Consider the following 17,715-nt stretch of genomic DNA (forward strand, 5'->3'; position numbering starts at 1 on the left):
CTTACGGGTCAATTCGCTCGGGTGCTCAGATCTTGTGCGCGAACCAGTCGGTCAGGCGGGCGGTCGCGACCGAGAAGTAGTCGTAGCTGCAGTGCAGCGAACCGGCCTGGTCGTAGATGTCGACGGTGACGTCATCGGTGGTGAGCGCGTCCACGAAGCGCCGCGCACCGTTGATGTCCATGATGATGTCGTCCGTGCCGTGCATGACGTAGACGGGCACGTCGATCTTGTCGGCCACACCGTCGAGCGTGAACTTGGCGAGCTTCTCGCGGGCCTCGGCGTCGTCCGCCGATCCGCTCAGCCACTGCAGCTGCTCCTGAAGCGGCGGGTAGAACTCGTAGAAGTCGGTGAGGATGCTCCAGGTGCCGCACCAGGCGGCGACCGCCTTGACGCGCGGTTCGAAGGCCGCTGCTCGCGGTGCGTAGTACCCGCCGAAGCTCACGCCCGCGAGGCCGATGCGGTCGGCGTCGACGTCGTCGCGCTGCTCCAACACGTCCAGGACCGCCCGGACCGGCACTTCGTAGTCGGGCCGGCTGTAGAGCTGCTTGAAACGCAGGGAGCTGCCTCGGCCCGGGGTGTCGACCATGACGACATTCATGCCGCGGTCAGGGAACTCCGAACCGCCGAGGAAGTACAGCTCCTCGGCCCACGAGTCGGCGCCACCGAGGAACAGCACCGTCGGGCGCCGCGCACCCGACCCGTCGGGACGCACGATGTAGCCCTCCATCGTGGTGCCCTCGAACGGGACCTCGATCTGCTCGATGCGCCCGTCGGTGAGAGCGGCGGCGCGGCGGAAGTTCTCGCGACCGGCGTTGTAGGCCTCGTTGCGCCGAGGGTCCTGCGACCGGAGGAAGAACTCCGAGTGCCGGAAGTAGCTGCACGAGCGGAAGAGTGCGCGGCGGCCCGTGGTGATGTTGCCGTCGGCCAGGGCGGCCTCGCCCTGCGCCGCCACCTCGCGGGCGGTGCGCTGCCATTCGCGGTACCAGATCTCGCCGTCGGTGGTCTCCGTACCGATACGGGCGGCGGTCCGGCTGCACTCGAACAGGTCGGCGCCGCCGACCGCGACCTGGGCGAGGAGGCGCATCGTCTGGATCGACCAGTCCTCGTCCTGGGGGAAGAGCTCGATCGTCGAGAGGGCGTCGGCGTTGGTGGGTGTCTCGGTCGTCATGTCCATTTCTCCTTGGGTGGGTGGTCAAGCACAGGTGGCGAGGTCGGCGGCGGCCTCGGTCCACGACATGCCGTCGCGGATCGCGATCCGGCAGCGGGCGAGGCGCCGCGGCGCGTTGATGCACAGCGCGCCACGGAGTCGGCCGTCACGGCCGAAGAGGATGACGGCGGAGTCCTCACCCCGTTCGACGACGATGTCGTCCGCAGCGTCGGCGCGACCCACGAAGCGGGCCTTCGCGGAGAACTGGTCCGTCCAGAAGTACGGGATCGAGCGGTAGCTCTCGCGCTCGCCGAGCAGGGTGCCGGCCGCGTGCCGCCCCTGCTCCACGGCGTTGGTCCAATGTTCGACGCGCATGCTCTCGCCGAAGAGGTCGTTGTGCCAGCGTGCGACGTCGCCGGCCGCGACGATGTCGGGATGGCTGGTGCGCAAGTCGGATCCGCAGACGACGCCGTCCTCGAGAACGAGCCCGCTTCCGCTCAACCAGTCGACTGCCGGCGCGGCGCCGACGCTCTCCAGGAACAGGTCGGCCTCCAGGGTCGCGCGCCCCGGGCTCCGCACGACGACCCCGCCGCCGGAGCGCGGATCGATACTGTCCACCGAGGTCCCGCAGCGAATGTCGACGCCGTGGGTGGTGTGCAGATCCGTGAACCACGCGCCGGCCTCGCCCAGCACGCGGGCCAGAGGGGATGCAGCGACGTCGATCACCGTCACGTCGAGGCCCAACGTGCGGGCGGTGGCGGCGACCTCGAGCCCGATGAAGCCGGCGCCGAGAACGACGAGACGCCGCCCCGGTTCGAGCTGGTCCCCGAGCCGCTGGGCATCGTCGAGGGTGCGCAGCTGGCACAGTCGCGCCGGGTCGCCACACAGTCGATGCGCGAATCGGCGCACCGACGATCCGGTCGCCACGACGAGCCCGTCGAAGTCGAGCTGCCCGCCCGAGTCCAGCCACAGTCGCTTGGGGCCGGGCTCCAGCGCCCGCGCCGGCTCGCCCAGCCGCAGGGTCACACCCTGCTCCTCGTACCACTGCGGCGGCCGCAGCGCGAGACGCTCACCGTCGAGACCTCCGCTGAGGGCTTCCTTCGACAGCGGCGGGCGATCGTAGGGGAGGTGCCGCTCCGCGCCGACGAGGGTGATCTCGCCGGTGAAACCTCGATCCCGCAACCCTTCGATCGCGTTGACCCCCGCGAGCGAGGCCCCCACCACGACGACGTGGTCCATCACGCGTCGCTCTGGTTCTCGACGGCGATGGCGTGCGCCGGGCATCCGCGTGCCGAGGCCTCCGCCTTGGCGCGGAGCGACTCCGGCACGACTTCCTGGAGCAGGAGCGCCACGTCATCGTCCTCATCGAAGTCCCAGATCTCCGGGGCCTCGATGAGGCAGTTGGCGTACCCCTGGCACTTGCTCGGATCGAACTTGACGATGATGGCCATCGGTCACTTCCCCACGTCGTGTTGTCGACTATCAGTGCGCTGCTGCCTCGAGATGCGGCAGTGCCGGCGAGACCCGTGCTCGGCGAGCCGCGGCAGGCGTGTTCCGGCTGCGGAGCGCACGCACCTCGCCACCCGTCACGACCGCCGAGATCCCCGGGAGGTCGCCGATCGCGAGGGCGCTGCGGGCGTCGTCGCGGGTCGAGCCCCAGGGGGCGTCGAGGACGATCACGTCTGCGGCCCGCCCGACCTCGATCAGCCCCGCCGGCAGCGCCCAGGTGCGGGCGTTGTTGCCCGTGGCGAACGCCCAGACCACAGCCGGGTCGATGCCCGTCCACGAGGCGACTTCGGCGACCGTCTTGAGGACGCCCAGCGGCATCACTCCGGTGCCGGTCGGGGTGTCCGAGCCGATCACCAGACGGTCGAGGCGCCCCTCCTCCGCGCATTTGCGGGCGATCCGTACCGCGGACTTGAGATTTCCGGCCTGCACGAGCTGCAGCGCCATGTCGGTCTCCTCGATGATCCGGTCCACGCCCGCGGCGTCCAGGGAGGTCGGTCCGCCGTTGATGTGTCCGCAGACATCGGGAGCCAGGTGCAGGAGGTGGTCGGGCGTGATGGGCTTGCTGCCCGGGATGCTCGCGCCGCCGGAGTGGCACATGACGGTGATGCCGTGCGCCTGCGCACCCCGCACCTGCTCGTAGCCGTCCGCGGGGTCCTCGTAGAGACCGAAGCCGAACTTCGCGAGCCGCACACCCGCCTCCTGAAGCTCGGCGAAATCGCGATCGGTGAGTGTGGGTTCGAGCACCACCGCACCGGCGTGCACCGTCATCCCGTTGGGCGTGAAGTTGTCGAAGCACGTCTTGGCCGCGATCGCGAGCGCCTTCACGCCGGCGGCCGAGTGCGGTCGCCCCTGCGCGTGGATCTCGCCGGGCGAGACCACTGACGTGATGCCGCCGTGCACGTAGCTGGCGAGGAAGTCGACCGTCTTCTGCCGGGGGGTGTAGTCGCCGAGCACCACGTGGCAGTGCGAGTCGATGAGCCCGGGTGCCACCGTCGAGCCTTCGGCGTCGAGGACGACATCGGCCTCGGCGATCAGTGCGGCGAGGTCCTCGCGGCGGCCGATCGCCTCGATCACTCCGTCACGGGTCACGATCGTGTCGGCATCGGCGACGATCGGTTCGCGCCAGTCCCCGGAGAAGATCTCTTCCGCGCCGACGACGGCCAGGGTGCCGGTCATGCTCGGCTCCGAGCCTCGTCGACGGTCATGCCGCCGACGCGGGCGTTGAGCCGGCCGCGATTGGCGACCGCGGCGATCACGACCAGTTCGTCCGGATGCGGCGCGTCGGGGATCCGCACCTCGAGCGCGTCGTAGTGGCTGCGGACCCAGACCTCGTCCTTGTACGCGAGCGGGACGTCGATCGTCGTTCCAGCGACCGCCGGCTTGGTGACCGAGGTGATCCAGGCGTCACCGCCGCCGATCGCGTCGCGGAAGGCGTTGCCGAAGATCGAGGTGAGCGCGGCGTTGATGTGCTCCTGCTCGCCGTCGGTGCCGACGAGTCCCGCCTTGCCGTAGCTCTCCACCGGTGCGTCGAGCAGCCGAGCGGCCTCCTTGCCGACCAGGGTGCCGATCTGCTCCGATGCCTCGATCAGCGCTGAGAGGTCCTCGACGTAGCCGGCTCCGGCGTACGGGTTCTTCAGGACAGCGCATACCGCGACCCGCCGCAGCGGACCCCCCTCATCGGTCCGACCGGCCGAGTTCCGCACCTCCTCCACCTGGGAGAAGACCTTCCGAATCGCCACCTCGTGCGCTGCTACCACGATGCCTCCTTACGATCGCCACCCCGCGACGGTCAGATCCCGGGTCGCCCCGTCAACAGGGCCTGAACAGGAAGGCTAGGAAGCGCTCGACCCCCGGGGCGTCCCCCTGGCGGGTCAATTCAGGAGCCGAAACCAGGCCCGGATCCGCAGCCGGGTCCGCCCGTCCGCAATGTGACCCGAACGGGGTTAGCGCGCTATCGCCCTCTCATCGAGACTCACGAAGGCATCGGCCGACGAAAGGGACAGCGTGAATCCGGCAGCAGTCGACCCGAGCTACGGGATCCTCATCGGTGGCGAGCACCGGTGCGCGACGGCCTCGTTCGAGGTGGAGGACCCCGCGACCTGGGAGGTGGTCGCTCATGTCACCGACGGCGGAGCCGCGGACGCCCTGGCGGCCGTCGACGCGGCAGCAGAGGCGGCCGGTTCGTGGCGATCCTGTGCGCCGCGGGACCGGGCTGCGGTGCTTCACCACGCGTACGCGCTCATGCGCGACCGCGCGGAGAGTCTCGCCGATCTCATTGCCCTGGAGAACGGCAAATCCCGAGCCGATGCACTCGCCGAGGTCAGTTATGCCGGCGACTTCCTGCGCTGGTACGCCGAGGAGGCCGTTCGGTCATCGGGTTCGTACGGACCGTCGCCGGGAGGGGGAACCCGGACCATCGTGACGCAGCTGCCGATCGGTGTCGCCGCGCTCGTCACGCCGTGGAACTTTCCCGCCGCGATGGTCACCCGCAAGGTCGCGCCGGCCCTCGCCGCCGGCTGCACGGCCGTACTCAAGCCCGCCGCCGAGACACCACTGACGGCCCTCGCCATCGCTGAGCTCCTCGCGGACGCGGGACTTCCCGCGGGTGTCGTCAACGTCGTCCCCACCACCGATCCGGGCGCCGTCGTCGGCCAGTGGCTCGGCGATCGCCGTGTTCGCAAGATCTCGTTCACCGGCTCGACCGCCGTCGGCAAGGTGCTGCTGCGGCAAGCGGCCGAGCGCGTCGTGGCGTCGTCCATGGAGCTCGGCGGCAATGCCCCCTTCGTGGTCACCGAGGACGCCGACGTCGACGCGGCAGTGCGGGGCGCCCTCGTGGCGAAGTTCCGCAACGGGGGCCAGGCCTGCACCGCGGCCAACGGCTTCTTCGTCCATGCCGCCATCGCCGAGCGATTCACGGAGCAGTTCTGCGCCGCCGCCGCACGGTTGCGCATCGGTCCGGCCGCAACCGGGGCCGATCTCGGTCCGGTCATCTCAGCCAGGGCCGTCGATCGACTCGATGAGCTGGTGGAGGACGCGCTCGCCCGCGGTGCGCGGCTGCGGTATCGCGCGGACCTCTCGGCGGACCGCGGCTGGTTCGTGCCACCGACGGTGCTGACCCACGTCGATCGGACGGCGACGCTCTACCGGGAGGAGATCTTCGGCCCGGTCGCGCCCATCGTCACGTGGGAGGACGAGGCCGCGCTGCTCGAGGAGCTCAACCAGGATGACCTCGGGCTCGCGGCGTATGTGTACTCGGGAGACCTGCAGCGCGCCGTGCGGTTCGCCGAGGCGCTAGAGGTCGGGATGGTCGGCATCAACCGCGGCGTGGTGTCTGACCCCTCTGCGCCCTTCGGCGGCGTCAAGGAGAGCGGTCTGGGTCGAGAAGGAGCGCGTGCCGGGATCGAGGCGTTCCAGGAGTCGCGCTACCTGAGCGTCGACTGGCCCGACTGAGTGAACTCCGCGAGTGGCGGAACGAGGAACGTCAGCGATCGTGAAGGGCGCGGGGGCGGCCGAGCGGCGCGTCAGCGGCGCCAATAGCCGGTGACGTCGAGGCAATCGCGTGCAACGTCGCGCTCGTTCTTGAGGAAGTCACGGACCTGACGGATCGTGCGAGTCTCGCCGGCCACCCAGCAGAACGCCTCACCGGGCCACCAGTCGAGCTTGCGGACCGCCTCGATCCACGCCTCCGGCCCGACGGCCCACTGGATCTCGACACCGGGCGGCTGCGCCAGATCCTGCGTGTGCGCCGCGTCGGTGAGCTCGACGACCACCTGGCCGCGCCACCCCTCGGGCCACTCCTCGAGAAGCCGACCGATCGCCGGCAACGCCGTCTCATCACCGGCGACGAGCATCCAGTCCTGACCCTGGGGAAGGAGCAGCGAGCGGGTGGGGCCGACGATCCACGCGGGGTCGCCGGGCGTGACGCGCTCGGCCCACTCGGCGGCGAAACCGTCACCGTGCCGGACGAAGTCAAGGTCCAGCTCGAGCGTGGTGGGGTCGTACCGACGCGGTGTGTAGTCCTTGGCGATCGGACGACCGCCCGCCGCGCCCCACTCGAGCCGGTCCGGCCCCTGGATCGGCAAGGGCGGACGCTCACTGCCCTCGATCGGCACGAGCAGCTTGACGTGGTCGTCGAAACCGTCGCTGCGGAACTCGGGCAGACGTCCACCCTCGACCTCGAAGCCGGCGAGTTGCTCGCCGGTCAATGTCACCCGCCGCATGGCAGGGCTCACGTCGCTGACTCGAACGACCCGCAATGCCCGCAGCACCGTGGACCATCCCACGGCTTGGCGCCGCGTACGTGCCATCAGTCCTCCGCCTCGAAGCCCACGATCGTCCAGTCCACGGGAGCGAATGTACTGGGACCGAAGTTCCGGACCGCAGGGTCCACGATCATCACCTCGGGCACCGGAGCCAGCGGGATGATCGAGGCCTGCTCCGCGGCAGCAGCGTCGGCCGCGCTCACGACCTCGAGGAAGCGATCGTCGTTCAGTTCCGCGCGCGCAGCCTCGAACGCCCGCGTCACGGGTTCGGTGGCGATCCCGGTGAAGTTGCGGTTGGAGTCGGCCGGCGTCAACCGTGCGGTGGCCGCTTCGAGCGGAAAGGCCGAACCTTCCCAGGTGAATCCGACGATGTCGAAGGCGAGGGCGACGACCACGGACTCCTGGAAGTCCTCGGCCGGCACCTCCTCGACCCGCACCGCGATGCCGACCTCGGACAGCTGGTCGGCGACGAGCTCCGCGCGGCGGGCGGCAGCGTCCGCGCCGGCAGGTACGGGGAAGCGCAACTCGAGACGCTGGCCGTCGCGCACGCGGACACCGTCGTCGCCCTCGGTCCATCCGGCGCCCTCGAGCAACTCGCCGGCCCGGGCCGTATCGCGCTCGGGCGCGGCGGACTCGTCGCCGCGCTGGCCGGGGAGCAGTACGACCGAATCCATGGCTTCGGTCGCCCCCTGTGACGCCTCGGCCATCGTTTCAGCGATCTCCTCGCGGTCGACCGCGCTTGCAACCGCTTGCCGCACCGCCGCGTCGCTGAGCGGACCGCGACCGCCGTTGAGGGTGAGCTGAGCCCACGAGCTGTCGACGGCGTAGCGCCGGTCTGCGTCGTCGACGTCGACGCCGACCGCCCCGTCGGGCAGGACCCCGTCGACCTCGTCGGCGGCGTAGGCCTCCGCGAGCACGTTCGGCTCCGCAACACGCCAGACGATCTTCTCGAGCAGCGGCGTTCGCCCCCACCAGCGCGGATTGCGCGCGAGTTCGATCGTGCCGGTCGCGCGGTCGATCCGCTCGACCATGAACGGACCATTGGCGGGAACGGCCGACTCGGCGAAGCCCTCGGCGAACCGCTGCGGATCGCCGCTCACCGACTGCGGCACCGGCGGATACACGGCGGCGGGCCAGTCCGCGGTGGGGCGAGAGAAGACCACCTGGTAGCTCGAGGCATCGGCGCCCGGGCGAACTTCCTGGACGAGGTCGTAGGCCGGGTGCGCGGTGGCCGCGGCCTGCGGGTCGCGAACCGCACCGACGAACGCGGCGAGATCGGTGGCGCCGATCGGGGTGCCGTCCTGCCACACTGCGTCGGGATTGAGCCGCACCTCGACGGTGAGCGGGTCCTCCGAGACGACCTCGACCGACTCGGCGTAGTCCGGGTCGGTCGTCCAGCCGCCATCGTCGGTGGGGCGGACCGCTGACCCGAGGGTGGGCGCGAGGAGGTCCGCTGCCGTGTCGGTCGCGGCGCCGGTCGTGGTCCAGGGATTGAACGAGGTGGGCCACCCGGCCGCGGCGAGCGTGAGCGTGCCACCGTCGCGGAGGTCGGCCGCGTCAGCGCCGCGTAGATCGGAGAACTGGACGCCGTCCGGGCGCGGGACCGGCTCGGGGCTCGGCGTGCTGCAACCGGCCGCGAGGAGGACCGCGGCGAGAAGGAGGGGGAGCGAACGCTTGACCATGAGCGGAAATGACGACGCCGCCGTGACCTCAGCGGGAGGTCACGGCGGCGTCACATGTCACTTGGCGGCGACGACGTTCAGCGTGACGGTCGCGGACACCTCGGGGTGAACGCGGACCGTGACCTGATGCGTGCCGAGCGACTTGATCGGATTGCCGACATCGATACGACGCTTGTCGACCGGTGCGCCGGCGGCGTCCATGGCCGCGGCGATGTCGGACACCGTGACGGCGCCGAAGAGCCGACCGCCCTCACCGGCGTTGACCTGGACGGTGATCGGCTTGGCCTCGAGCGTGGACTTGATGCCACGCGCGGTCTCGAGGTCATGCACGGCGCGCGCCTCGCGGGCGGCCTTGATCGACTCGACCTGCTTGGCAGCGCCCTTGGTCCAGACGATGGCGTAGTTGCGCGGCAGCAGGAAGTTGCGGGCGTACCCGCCCTTGACCTCGACGATGTCGCCGGGGGCCCCGAGGTTGCTGACCTCGTGCGTGAGAATGAGCTTCATCTCGCTACTCCTTCGCTCAGCGACCGCTGGACGTGTAGGGCAGGAGAGCCATCTCGCGGGCGTTCTTGATGGCCTTGGCGATCTGACGCTGCTCCTGGACGGAGACACCGGTGACGCGGCGCGCGCGGATCTTGCCGCGGTCCGAGATGAACTTGCGCAGCAGCGCGGTGTCCTTGTAATCGATGGTGGTGACGCCGGCGGCCGCGAGCGGGTTGCTCTTCTTCTTCGGCTTCCGGACAACTGGCTTAGCCATGATGCTCCTGAAATGAACTGATCTGAGAGTGAGGGATTAGAAGGGGGGCTCGTCGGTGGCTTGGCCACCGCCCCACGCGTCAGCTCCACCCTGCTGGCCGGGCTGCGTGGCCCACGGGTTGGCCTGGCCGCCGCCCTGCTGGGGCGCGCCGCCGAAACCACCCTGGCCGCCGCCTCCGCTGAAGCCGCCGCCGGCGTTGTCCGAGCGCTGCGTGCGCTGGACCTGCGCCGTGGCGTAGCGCAGCGACGGGCCGACCTCGTCGACGTTGATCTCGACGCTCGTACCGCGTGAGCCGTCCTGGCGCTCGAAGTTGCGGATCCGCAACGCGCCGGTGACGATCACCCGCTGGCCCTTCTGCAGCGACCCCGCGACGTTCTCACCGAGCTGACGCCAAGCGGCGCAGCGGATGAACAGCGCGTCGCCGTCCTTCCACTCGTTGCTCTGACGGTCGAAGACGCGAGGTGTCGAGGCCACGGTGAAGTTGGCGACGGCAGCTCCCGACGGGGTGAACTTGAGTTCGGGGTCGTCGGTGAGGTTGCCGATGACGGTGATGACGGTTTCGCCAGCCATGGGGCACAAGCCTTTCGCAGGAAGTGGTGTCTGACTCCAGTGAACCGCACGGTGATGACGATCGGTACCCGATCATCCACACGGGCGGCTCAGCCGGTCACTTGGCGTCGGGACGCGTGACCTTGATGCGGACGACCGACTCGTTCAGCGAGAGCTGACGGTCGAGCTCCTTGACCGTGGCCGGCTCGGCGGTGAGGTCGACGACGGCGTAGATGCCCTCGGACTTCTTGTTGATCTCGTAGGCGAGACGGCGACGGCCCCAGATATCGACATTGTCCACGGATCCACCGTCCTGGCGGACCACGTTGAGGTAGGTGTCGAGGCTGGGAGCGACGGTGCGCTCATCCAGTTCGGCGTCAAGGATGACCATGACTTCGTACTTGCGCAGTGCCACTGCGGGGTCTCCTTCGGTCTAAGCGGTTGCGGGCCTTCCGCAACAGGAGAGTCGTCGCCCTCGGTGGGCAACCCCCTGAGTCTAGCCGATGACCCGAATCCCCCGCCAATCCCCGCAATCCCGCCCGCGGATGGCGACACTTCGCCCCGCTTCCGCGAAGCGAATGTGCGCGAGTAGCCCAGAATGCGGGGGAGGCTGACCATGAGCCAGTCTGACGTGGAGAATCTGGGAAGAGGACGAATGTGATCGAACGACGCCACATCGAGGTGTTCTTGGCCATCGTCGACGCCGGGTCGATGTCACGGGCGGCGGACGAGATGAGGGTCAGTCAGCCGTCAATCTCACAAGCGGTCGCCTCGCTCGAACGCCAACTCGGCGCCAAAGTCTTCAAGCGCACCAGCACCGGGGCGGCTCTCACCGAGATCGGTTCCCGACTGGTCGAACCTGCGCGCGCCATCATGGACAACTTTGATGCCGTCGCCCGCACCGGCTCGACCGGCTCCTCAGAGAGAGCTCGGCTCAACATCACGATGCCCTCGATTCTGGCTCGTCATCCGGGCATTGCCGTCATTAGTGAATTCATCCGCCGCCACCAAGACGTGACGGTTCGGGTAAACGATCAGACCAGCGTGGGCGGGGTTTGGGAGGACGTCGTCCGCGCGAAGTCCGAGATCGGGTTCACCACCACGCCCGAAGACGCCTCCGTCGTGACCGTCCCTCTCGGACACCATCGGATCAAGGTTGCGTTCCCGCCCAATGACGCCCCCCCGAACGACGAGCCTCTCACCCGACAGGAGCTTTCGGCCCTCACCGTCGTCACCGGATTGCCAAAGGGGGCGTACACCCGCCGAATCCTCGGGCGCGCCCTCGCCGACCGCGAGTTGTTCCTTCGCCAAGTCGTCGAAACGTCACACCGTCACACCGTCGAGGACTTCGTCCTGGCCGGTGTCGGGCCGGCTCTGATGATCGCGCCGGAGGCCGATGTCCTCGCCCAGCGAGGAGCAGTGGTCCGCGAGATTTCGCCGCCCATAGACCGCCCGTTCTTCCTCATCCACTCCAAACGGCGGTTGTCACCCGCCGCCGAGCACTTCGTGGCGGTTTGCCGCCAGGTCTGCCAGGCAGAAGAGCTCGGAAGCATCCCGTCGGACCGATAAGGAGGTGCCCGCCTTCAGGCCACCAGGCCATAAGTGCAGCCTATATGGCGATAGTCACATTCGTGGTCCCGCGGACGTCGCGCCACTGGCAGCATGCTCTTCATGTCCAAGGTTCTCGGCGAAGAGCGCGGTGCGCAGACCGACGCGCCTGACGCCGTGAAACCTGCAACCGCGAAGCCCGGGTTGCGTACGGTGCGTCACGCCGCCCATATCGGACGGGGCGTAGTGGGCGCCGCTGGCACCGTCCTCGCAGTCAGTGTCGTCACGTTCGGCCTCATGCAACTCGCCTCAGGCGACGCGGCCGACGCGATCGCCGGGGAGAGCGCCTCGGCGGCAGACGTCGAACGGGTCCGCGACCAGCTGGGGCTGGATCGGTCCGTCTTCGTGCAGTTCGGTGACTGGGCCGCCGGAGCCCTGCAAGGCGACCTCGGCACATCGTGGACGACGGGCCGGCCCGTGACCGCCCTGCTGCTGGAGGCCGCTCCCGCGACCTTCTCGATCACCGCGCTCGCGCTGATCCTCGCCGGCGTGGTCGGCGTCGCTCTCGGGTCACTCGCTGGCATGAGGCGCGACACCCTCACCGACCGCGCGATCTCAGTGGTCAGCTCCTTGAGCATCGCGACCCCGAACTACTGGGTCGGGCTCGTGCTCGTGTCCGTCTTCGCGCTGTCGTGGTCGATCTTCCCCGCGACGGGCTACGCCCCGTTGAGCAGCGGCTTGGGCACCTGGCTGTCGTTCCTCGCCCTGCCGGCGATCGCCCTCGGCCTCGACACGATGGCCGAGACCACCCGGCAGACCCGTGGCGGTGTGGTCGACGTGATGCGTCAGCCCTATGTCGTGGCGGCCCGTGCACGGGGCGCCAGCGGCGGGAATCTGTTCCGTCGTCACGTCGCCCGCAATGCCGCGATCCCCGTCGTCACGGTCTTCGGATTGCAGGCCGCGCGGCTTCTCGGCGGCGTCGTGGTGATCGAGACCGTGTTCGCCATCCCCGGACTCGGGATGCTCGCGGTCGAAGCCGTGTTGCGGCGGGATCTACCGGTCATCCAGGGCTACGTGGTGCTGTGTGCCGTTCTCATCGTGTTGATCAACCTGTGTGTCGACGCGTGTTACCGGTGGATCGATCCGAAAACGAGGGCGTCATGAGAGAGCAGACATCCTCGGCGACGGCCGGCGCGCGGACGCTGCTGCGTTCCCTGCTCAGCACGCCCACGTCGGGCCTGGCGGTCGCGTACCTCACGGCTCTGATCGTCGTGGCGGCGACAGCCCCCTGGATCAGCCCTCACGATCCCCTCGCCCAGAACCTCGGCAACGCCTTCGCCGGCCTCAGTCTCGATCATCCTCTTGGCACGGACGAGTTCGGACGCGACGTGTTGAGCCGGCTCGCGCACGCCTGCCAGATCGCGGTCGTCGGGCCGCTCATCGCCGTCGCTGTAGCGGTTGGGCTCGGCGTCCCCGCCGGGTTGTGGAGCGGTTACAGCCGTGGCTGGTTCGCCCGCTTCCTTGCTCGCGGGGCCGAAGTGCTGCTGAGCCTGCCGCCGATCATCGCCGCCATCGCCGTGATCGCCGTGCTCGGTCCCGGGTTGCTCAAAGCCATGGTCGCGATCGGCATCGTCTTCGCGCCCCGGCTCTTCCGGGTGGTGCGCGGTGCGACCCTCGCGGTTGCCAACGAGACCTACATCGCCTCGGCCCACTCCATCGGCGCGTCTCGATCGCGCATCCTGTGGGGGCACTGCCTGCCCAATGTGATGGCGCCGTTGCTCGTCCAGGTGACACTGATGCTCGGGTTCGCGCTGCTGGCCGAGTCGAGCCTCAGTTTCCTCGGGCTCGGCGTCCAGCTTCCCGAGGCCAGCTGGGGATCCATGCTCCGCTCGGCATCACAGCACCAGTTCCAGGCGCCGTACGCCGTGGTGGCACCAGGGGTGGCGCTGACCCTCACCATCTTGGCGTTCAACACGGTCGGCGACGGCATACGCGACGCCCTGGCGAGTCGAGGAGGAGAGCGATGAGCCGCGACGTCGTGGTGAGCGTGGAGGGCCTCACGCTCGAACTCCAAGGACTCCAGCCCGCACTCGTCGAGGACGTCAGCTTCGATGTCGCGAGCGGCGAGACGGTAGCGCTCATCGGCGAGTCAGGGTGCGGGAAGACCGTGACGGCGCAAGCGGTACTCGGCCTCCTGCCGCCGCAAGTCCGCGCCGCCTCGGGTCGGATCGTGTTCCAGGGCACTCCCCTGACACGTGAACTCGCGGCGCGACTGCGGGGCCGTGAGATCGGGGCGGTCTTTCAGAACCCGATGACCAGCCTCGACCCGACGATGAAGGTGGGTGACCAGATCGCCGAATCCCGTCGCGTCCACTTGAACGAGTCGCGGAGAGTCGCTCGACGACATGCCGTCGAGCTTCTCGAGCTCGTCGGGGTGACCGAGCCCCAGAAGCGCGCCCGGCAGTTCCCTCACCAGTTCAGCGGGGGGATGCAGCAACGCGCGATGATCGCCGCCGCCATCGCCTGCGAGCCGAAGCTGCTCATCGCGGACGAGCCAACGACCGCACTCGACGTCACGGTGCAAGCGGAGATCCTCATCCTTCTCGATCGTCTGAAGATCGAGGTCGGCATGGGAATGCTGCTCGTGACCCACGATCTGGGCGTCGTCGCAGCGGCCGCCGCGCGCGTGGCCGTGATGTACGCCGGTCATGTCGTCGAACAGGGGCGGACCGAGGAGATCTTCGAGAATCCCGCTCATCCGTACACGCAAGGCCTCCTCGCCAGCGTGCCGGCGGATGCGGAGCCGAGGTCGAGGCTGCGTGTCATCGGGGGTCGCGTGCCGTCGGCCGGAGACTTTCCCGTCGGATGCAGATTTCAGACCCGCTGTCCCCATGCGGAAGCTGCCTGCGCGCGGGGGCTCGTGCCGGTTCAGGCACTCGAGACCACCCACGAGGTGCGCTGCATCCTCCACGAGAAGAGCGGGGCGGTGAACACTCATGCGTGAACCGAAGGCCGATCCGGTGCTCGTGGACATCTGCGCGGTGACGAAGCGTTACGCGCATCATGTCGGAACAGCTCGGGGCGGCCGGTCCTCGATTCTCGCCGTCGCCGATCTCAGTCTGTCGGTGCGCCAGGGCCGCACGCTCGGCATCGTCGGGGAGTCCGGCTCTGGGAAGTCGACGCTAGGGCGGCTGATCAGCCGCCTCGAGACGCCTGACTCGGGCTCGATCATCTTCGACGGTCGCGACGTGTCGACGATCCGCGGCCGAGAACTGCGAGAGTTCCGCCGGCAGGTTCAAACCGTCTTCCAGGATCCGTACTCTTCACTGGACCCCACGAAGACTGTCGGTCACGCCATCGCCGAACCACTTCATGTCCACCGCGAGGCAAGGAGCTCCTCGCAACGGCGTGCTCGGGCGATCGAGCTCGCCGAGCGGGTCGGGCTCCCTCGGGCCATCATCGACCGCTTCCCGACCCAGCTGTCCGGCGGTCAGCGGCAGCGTGTCGCGATCGCCCGCGCGCTGGCGTTGGGCCCACGGCTGGTGGTGGCCGACGAACCGACGTCGGCACTGGATCTCAGCACCCGATCGGAGATCCTCAACCTTCTCGTCGAGCTGCAAGACACCGAGGACATGACACTCGTCCTCATCTCCCACGACTTCGCCTCCATCCGCCATGTGGCGCACGACGTCGCGGTGATGCACCACGGCCGGCTCGTGGAAGTCGGCAGTGCCGCGCACATCACCGAAACCCCTACTCACCCGTACACCCAGGCCCTGCTGTCCGCCGTCCTTCCTCCGCACCCCCGAGTGGCACGCGAGAAGCTCACCATGCGAGCGGCAGGCCCGTCCCCGACGGAGGCGCCGTGACCGACTTCGATGTGCAGACCCTCCTGGACACCGTGGACCACGTGGCGACGGTGGAGTTCTCGAGCGGGCCGCGCAACTACTTCAGCTCCAGCCTGATCGGAGCCCTCGCGGACACGCTCGAGGACCTGGCAAGGCGAGGAGCGCGGGCCGTCATGCTGCGGAGCCAGGGCCGGCACTTCTGCGCCGGCGCCGACTTCTCCGACGGCAGTGGCGCTGCATGCCTGTTCGACGAAACCGGCCGGCATCTCTATGAGCACGCCGGGCGGATCCTCAAGCAGCCGCTCCCGGTCGTCGTCGCAGTCCAGGGAGCCGCGATCGGTGGTGGCCTCGGCCTCGCGCTGACCGGCGACCTGCGGGTCGGCACCCCCGGGAGCCGGTTCATCGCGCCGTTCGGCAGCCTCGGCCTCCATCACGGCTTCGGGCTGTCCGTCACGTTGCCCTGGGTCGTCGGCGAGCAACGAGCGCTCGACCTCCTGCTGACCGGGCGCGAGGTGCGGGGCTCAGAGGCAGTGACGATGGGGCTCGTCGACCGGATGGTGGACGAGAACTGCCTGACCGAGGCGGCCCGGGACCTGGCTTCAGGCATCGCCGCCCAGGCGCCGATAGCAGTGCAGTCGATCCGCCGCACCATGCGGAGCCGAGTCGCCATGTCGTTCGCAGAGGCGGTCGCCCACGAGCGGCGTGAGCAAGACCGCCACGCCCTCACCGCCGATCACCAAGAAGCCATCGCCGCCTTCAACGCGCGGCGACGACCGGCGTTCGGCCACCACTGACATCTTCCCTCATTCCTTGTCCCACGCCCGGCTTCCGGGCTCCCGAAAGGTGCAGCATGTCCATCACATCCCGAAAGTTGCTCGTTGCGGGGGTCTGCGGGTCCCTCCTGGCACTGGCCGCGTGCCAAGGCGAGAGCGGCTCCTCACAGGCCTCGGTGCTTCGGTGGGCGACGAGCGCGCCGATGACCTCCGCCGACCCCATCAAGAACTCATCGCAAGTACCCGCCGTCTTCCTGGCAGCCGCCTACGAGACGTTGATCCGTCTCGACGCGGACGGCGATTTCCTTCCCGGAATCGCCGAGGAGTGGTCCCTCAGTGAGGATGCCCGCACGGCCGAGTTGGTGCTACGTGACGACGTGGAGTTCCAAGATGGCACGCCTCTCGACGCCGACGCCGTGGTCGCCAACCTCGAACGCGCCCGGGGCGAGGGCTCCCTGTTGGCGGGGTCGCTGTCGCTCATCGACGCGGTGAGCGCCGTCGACGCCACGCGCGTCCGCATCGAGATGAACCGACCCGGCGGTGACATCTTCCAGTTGCTCACCGGCTACGCCGGGATGATCGCGAGTCCGGCGGCCATCGAGGACGGGTCTCTCGACGAGAGCCCGGTCGGGGCGGGGCCCTTCCGTATGACCTCGGTCGGCAGCAGCAAGGTCACCTACGAGCAGTGGGACGACTACTGGGACGCCGGCACCGTGGAGGTCGACGGTCTCGAGATCCACGTCATGAGCGACGACACGGCCCGGCTCAGCGCCGTCCGTTCCGGTCAGGTCGACGCGACGTTCATTCGCCCCGGTCAGCGCAACGAAGCAGAGGCTGCCGGACTGGAGGTCGAGACGAAGCCTCGCGTCTCCGCCTACGGACTGCTGTTCAACCCCAACAGCCCAGCGTTCGGCGCCGCCGCGACCCGCCAGGCCGTCTCGATGGCCATCGATCGCGAAGCGATCAGCCACTCCATCTACGACGGCGGCTGCTCGGTGACGACGCAGCTGTTCCCGGAGAACTACTGGGCACACGACGACGACGTCGAGGCGCCCCGCCACGATCCGGAGGCCGCCGCCGACCTGATCGCCGGCGAGGAGTTGTCGTTCACGCTGCTCACACCGAGCATCACCGATTATCAACAGCAGGCGGAGGTCATCCAGGCGCAGCTCGCCGAAGCCGGCATCGCCGCCTCCATCGAGGTCAAGGACTCCGCCGAGGTGATCGAGCGGACACGTTCGGGTGACTACGACGCGGCGGTGTTCCTGCTCCAGGCGGCGGACCCGGATCCGACGACCTTCGCCCAGACCTACTTCACGGTCGACGGGGTGCCGCTCACCCCGGAGCTGCCCTCACTCATCGACCAAGCGCGCAGCACCGCGGCCCCGCAGGACCGCAGCGAGCCCGTGCAGGCGATCCACCGCGCGGTCAACGCCGCCGGCTCGACTGCCGTCGGCGTCTGCATCCCCGACACCGTCTTCGCCTTCCGGCCTGGAGTCGAAGGGCTGACCATCCCCGTCGTCGGACCGTACTCCTTCCGTGATGTCGAGAAAACCGACGACTGAGCGATGCGGCCGGCGCGCCCCGGGCCCGCGAGCACGACGGGCCTGGCGCACCGCATGCGATCCAACCAACGAAAG

Annotated in this window: 19 protein-coding genes; 8 read left to right on the forward strand and 11 right to left on the reverse strand. The window is 69.0% G+C overall.

All coding sequences use genetic code 11. The features are described 5' to 3' along the window. Positions 1-25: 25 nt before the first annotated feature. The 5 genes from D9V41_RS00860 to D9V41_RS00880 are packed head-to-tail and all read right to left on the reverse strand — an operon-like array spanning position 26 to position 4,395. Positions 26-1,168: an alpha/beta hydrolase family protein gene (locus D9V41_RS00860; protein WP_166375846.1), complete on the reverse strand. Its 1,143-nt coding sequence runs from the start codon at positions 1,166-1,168 to the stop codon at positions 26-28. A gap of 24 nt (positions 1,169-1,192) precedes the next feature. After that, a complete protein-coding gene (locus tag D9V41_RS00865) occupies positions 1,193-2,386 on the reverse strand; it encodes an NAD(P)/FAD-dependent oxidoreductase (protein WP_166375847.1) in 1,194 nt (397 codons plus the stop codon). After that, the gene (locus D9V41_RS00870) at positions 2,386-2,598 is read right to left on the reverse strand and encodes a ferredoxin (protein WP_121792647.1); all 213 of its coding nucleotides are present in this window, start codon (positions 2,596-2,598) and stop codon (positions 2,386-2,388) included. The genes D9V41_RS00865 and D9V41_RS00870 overlap by 1 nt, the downstream gene beginning before the upstream one ends. Before the next feature lie 31 nt (positions 2,599-2,629). Beyond that, complete coding sequence (locus D9V41_RS00875; RefSeq protein ID WP_121792648.1) at positions 2,630-3,832, reverse strand: amidohydrolase family protein; 1,203 nt, start codon at positions 3,830-3,832, stop codon at positions 2,630-2,632. Next, a complete protein-coding gene (locus tag D9V41_RS00880) occupies positions 3,829-4,395 on the reverse strand; it encodes an amino acid synthesis family protein (protein ID WP_208006680.1) in 567 nt (188 codons plus the stop codon). Before D9V41_RS00880 ends, D9V41_RS00875 begins: the two co-directional genes overlap by 4 nt. Positions 4,396-4,660: 265 nt before the next feature. Between D9V41_RS00880 and D9V41_RS00885 the strand changes: the two genes are divergently transcribed. Further along, a complete protein-coding gene (locus D9V41_RS00885; protein WP_121792650.1) occupies positions 4,661-6,106 on the forward strand; it encodes an NAD-dependent succinate-semialdehyde dehydrogenase in 1,446 nt (481 codons plus the stop codon). 71 nt (positions 6,107-6,177) lie between these two features. On the opposite strand, the gene D9V41_RS00890 is transcribed toward D9V41_RS00885, so the two are convergent. The 6 genes from D9V41_RS00890 to rpsF form a co-directional block, all read right to left on the reverse strand. Beyond that, positions 6,178-6,963, reverse strand: coding sequence for a siderophore-interacting protein (locus D9V41_RS00890; RefSeq protein WP_121792651.1), 786 nt, complete (start codon positions 6,961-6,963; stop codon positions 6,178-6,180). Next, on the reverse strand, positions 6,963-8,600 hold the full coding sequence (locus tag D9V41_RS00895; RefSeq protein WP_121792652.1) for an ABC transporter substrate-binding protein: 1,638 nt from the start codon (positions 8,598-8,600) through the stop codon (positions 6,963-6,965). Before D9V41_RS00895 ends, D9V41_RS00890 begins: the two co-directional genes overlap by 1 nt. Positions 8,601-8,657: 57 nt before the next feature. Then, entirely contained in the window at positions 8,658-9,104 is a 447-nt protein-coding gene (gene rplI / locus D9V41_RS00900; RefSeq protein ID WP_121792653.1) for a 50S ribosomal protein L9, read from the reverse strand. Positions 9,105-9,120: 16 nt separating this feature from the next. Further along, positions 9,121-9,357 (reverse strand): 30S ribosomal protein S18, encoded by a 237-nt coding sequence (rpsR, locus tag D9V41_RS00905; RefSeq protein WP_067861076.1) that lies wholly within the window; start codon positions 9,355-9,357, stop codon positions 9,121-9,123. Positions 9,358-9,393: 36 nt separating this feature from the next. After that, on the reverse strand, positions 9,394-9,927 hold the full coding sequence (locus tag D9V41_RS00910; RefSeq protein ID WP_121792654.1) for a single-stranded DNA-binding protein: 534 nt from the start codon (positions 9,925-9,927) through the stop codon (positions 9,394-9,396). Positions 9,928-10,024: 97 nt separating this feature from the next. Continuing rightward, positions 10,025-10,315 (reverse strand): 30S ribosomal protein S6, encoded by a 291-nt coding sequence (rpsF, locus tag D9V41_RS00915; RefSeq protein WP_208006703.1) that lies wholly within the window; start codon positions 10,313-10,315, stop codon positions 10,025-10,027. A 248-nt stretch (positions 10,316-10,563) separates the two neighbouring features. Here rpsF and D9V41_RS00920 point away from each other — a divergent pair, with 248 nt between their 5' ends. The 7 genes from D9V41_RS00920 (at position 10,564) to D9V41_RS00950 (ending at position 17,640) form a co-directional block, all read left to right on the forward strand. Next, positions 10,564-11,475: a LysR family transcriptional regulator gene (locus D9V41_RS00920; protein WP_121792656.1), complete on the forward strand. Its 912-nt coding sequence runs from the start codon at positions 10,564-10,566 to the stop codon at positions 11,473-11,475. 102 nt (positions 11,476-11,577) lie between these two features. Continuing rightward, complete coding sequence (locus D9V41_RS00925; RefSeq protein WP_121793005.1) at positions 11,578-12,618, forward strand: ABC transporter permease; 1,041 nt, start codon at positions 11,578-11,580, stop codon at positions 12,616-12,618. Next, entirely contained in the window at positions 12,615-13,481 is an 867-nt protein-coding gene (locus tag D9V41_RS00930) for an ABC transporter permease (RefSeq protein ID WP_121792657.1), read from the forward strand. The genes D9V41_RS00925 and D9V41_RS00930 overlap by 4 nt, the downstream gene beginning before the upstream one ends. Beyond that, positions 13,478-14,458 (forward strand): ABC transporter ATP-binding protein, encoded by a 981-nt coding sequence (locus tag D9V41_RS00935; RefSeq protein ID WP_121792658.1) that lies wholly within the window; start codon positions 13,478-13,480, stop codon positions 14,456-14,458. The genes D9V41_RS00930 and D9V41_RS00935 overlap by 4 nt, the downstream gene beginning before the upstream one ends. Beyond that, positions 14,451-15,323 carry an ATP-binding cassette domain-containing protein gene (locus tag D9V41_RS00940; protein WP_121792659.1) on the forward strand — a complete coding sequence of 291 codons (873 nt, stop codon included), beginning with the start codon at positions 14,451-14,453 and terminating at the stop codon, positions 15,321-15,323. The genes D9V41_RS00935 and D9V41_RS00940 overlap by 8 nt, the downstream gene beginning before the upstream one ends. Beyond that, positions 15,320-16,096, forward strand: a complete 777-nt coding sequence (locus D9V41_RS00945) for an enoyl-CoA hydratase/isomerase family protein (RefSeq protein WP_121792660.1) — start codon at positions 15,320-15,322, stop codon at positions 16,094-16,096. Before D9V41_RS00940 ends, D9V41_RS00945 begins: the two co-directional genes overlap by 4 nt. 182 nt (positions 16,097-16,278) lie before the next feature. Further along, entirely contained in the window at positions 16,279-17,640 is a 1,362-nt protein-coding gene (locus tag D9V41_RS00950) for an ABC transporter substrate-binding protein (protein ID WP_166375848.1), read from the forward strand. The last annotated feature ends 75 nt before the right edge of the window (positions 17,641-17,715 follow it).

It is taken from the genome of Aeromicrobium phragmitis, from assembly GCF_003674095.1.
GTDB lineage: Bacteria > Actinomycetota > Actinomycetes > Propionibacteriales > Nocardioidaceae > Aeromicrobium > Aeromicrobium phragmitis.

Bases quoted from the DNA above. Each gene is read 5' to 3' on its own strand.
- D9V41_RS00860 (WP_166375846.1), bottom strand. From the start codon at position 1,168: ATGACGACCGAGACACCCACCAACGCCGACGCCCTCTCGACGATCGAG.
- D9V41_RS00865 (WP_166375847.1), bottom strand. From the start codon at position 2,386: ATGGACCACGTCGTCGTGGTGGGGGCCTCGCTCGCGGGGGTCAACGCG.
- D9V41_RS00870 (WP_121792647.1), bottom strand. From the start codon at position 2,598: ATGGCCATCATCGTCAAGTTCGATCCGAGCAAGTGCCAGGGGTACGCC.
- D9V41_RS00875 (WP_121792648.1), bottom strand. From the start codon at position 3,832: ATGACCGGCACCCTGGCCGTCGTCGGCGCGGAAGAGATCTTCTCCGGG.
- D9V41_RS00890 (WP_121792651.1), bottom strand. From the start codon at position 6,963: ATGGCACGTACGCGGCGCCAAGCCGTGGGATGGTCCACGGTGCTGCGG.
- D9V41_RS00895 (WP_121792652.1), bottom strand. From the start codon at position 8,600: ATGGTCAAGCGTTCGCTCCCCCTCCTTCTCGCCGCGGTCCTCCTCGCG.
- rplI (WP_121792653.1), bottom strand. From the start codon at position 9,104: ATGAAGCTCATTCTCACGCACGAGGTCAGCAACCTCGGGGCCCCCGGC.
- rpsR (WP_067861076.1), bottom strand. From the start codon at position 9,357: ATGGCTAAGCCAGTTGTCCGGAAGCCGAAGAAGAAGAGCAACCCGCTC.
- D9V41_RS00910 (WP_121792654.1), bottom strand. From the start codon at position 9,927: ATGGCTGGCGAAACCGTCATCACCGTCATCGGCAACCTCACCGACGAC.
- D9V41_RS00925 (WP_121793005.1), top strand. From the start codon at position 11,578: ATGTCCAAGGTTCTCGGCGAAGAGCGCGGTGCGCAGACCGACGCGCCT.
- D9V41_RS00930 (WP_121792657.1), top strand. From the start codon at position 12,615: ATGAGAGAGCAGACATCCTCGGCGACGGCCGGCGCGCGGACGCTGCTG.
- D9V41_RS00935 (WP_121792658.1), top strand. From the start codon at position 13,478: ATGAGCCGCGACGTCGTGGTGAGCGTGGAGGGCCTCACGCTCGAACTC.
- D9V41_RS00940 (WP_121792659.1), top strand. From the start codon at position 14,451: ATGCGTGAACCGAAGGCCGATCCGGTGCTCGTGGACATCTGCGCGGTG.
- D9V41_RS00950 (WP_166375848.1), top strand. From the start codon at position 16,279: ATGACCTCCGCCGACCCCATCAAGAACTCATCGCAAGTACCCGCCGTC.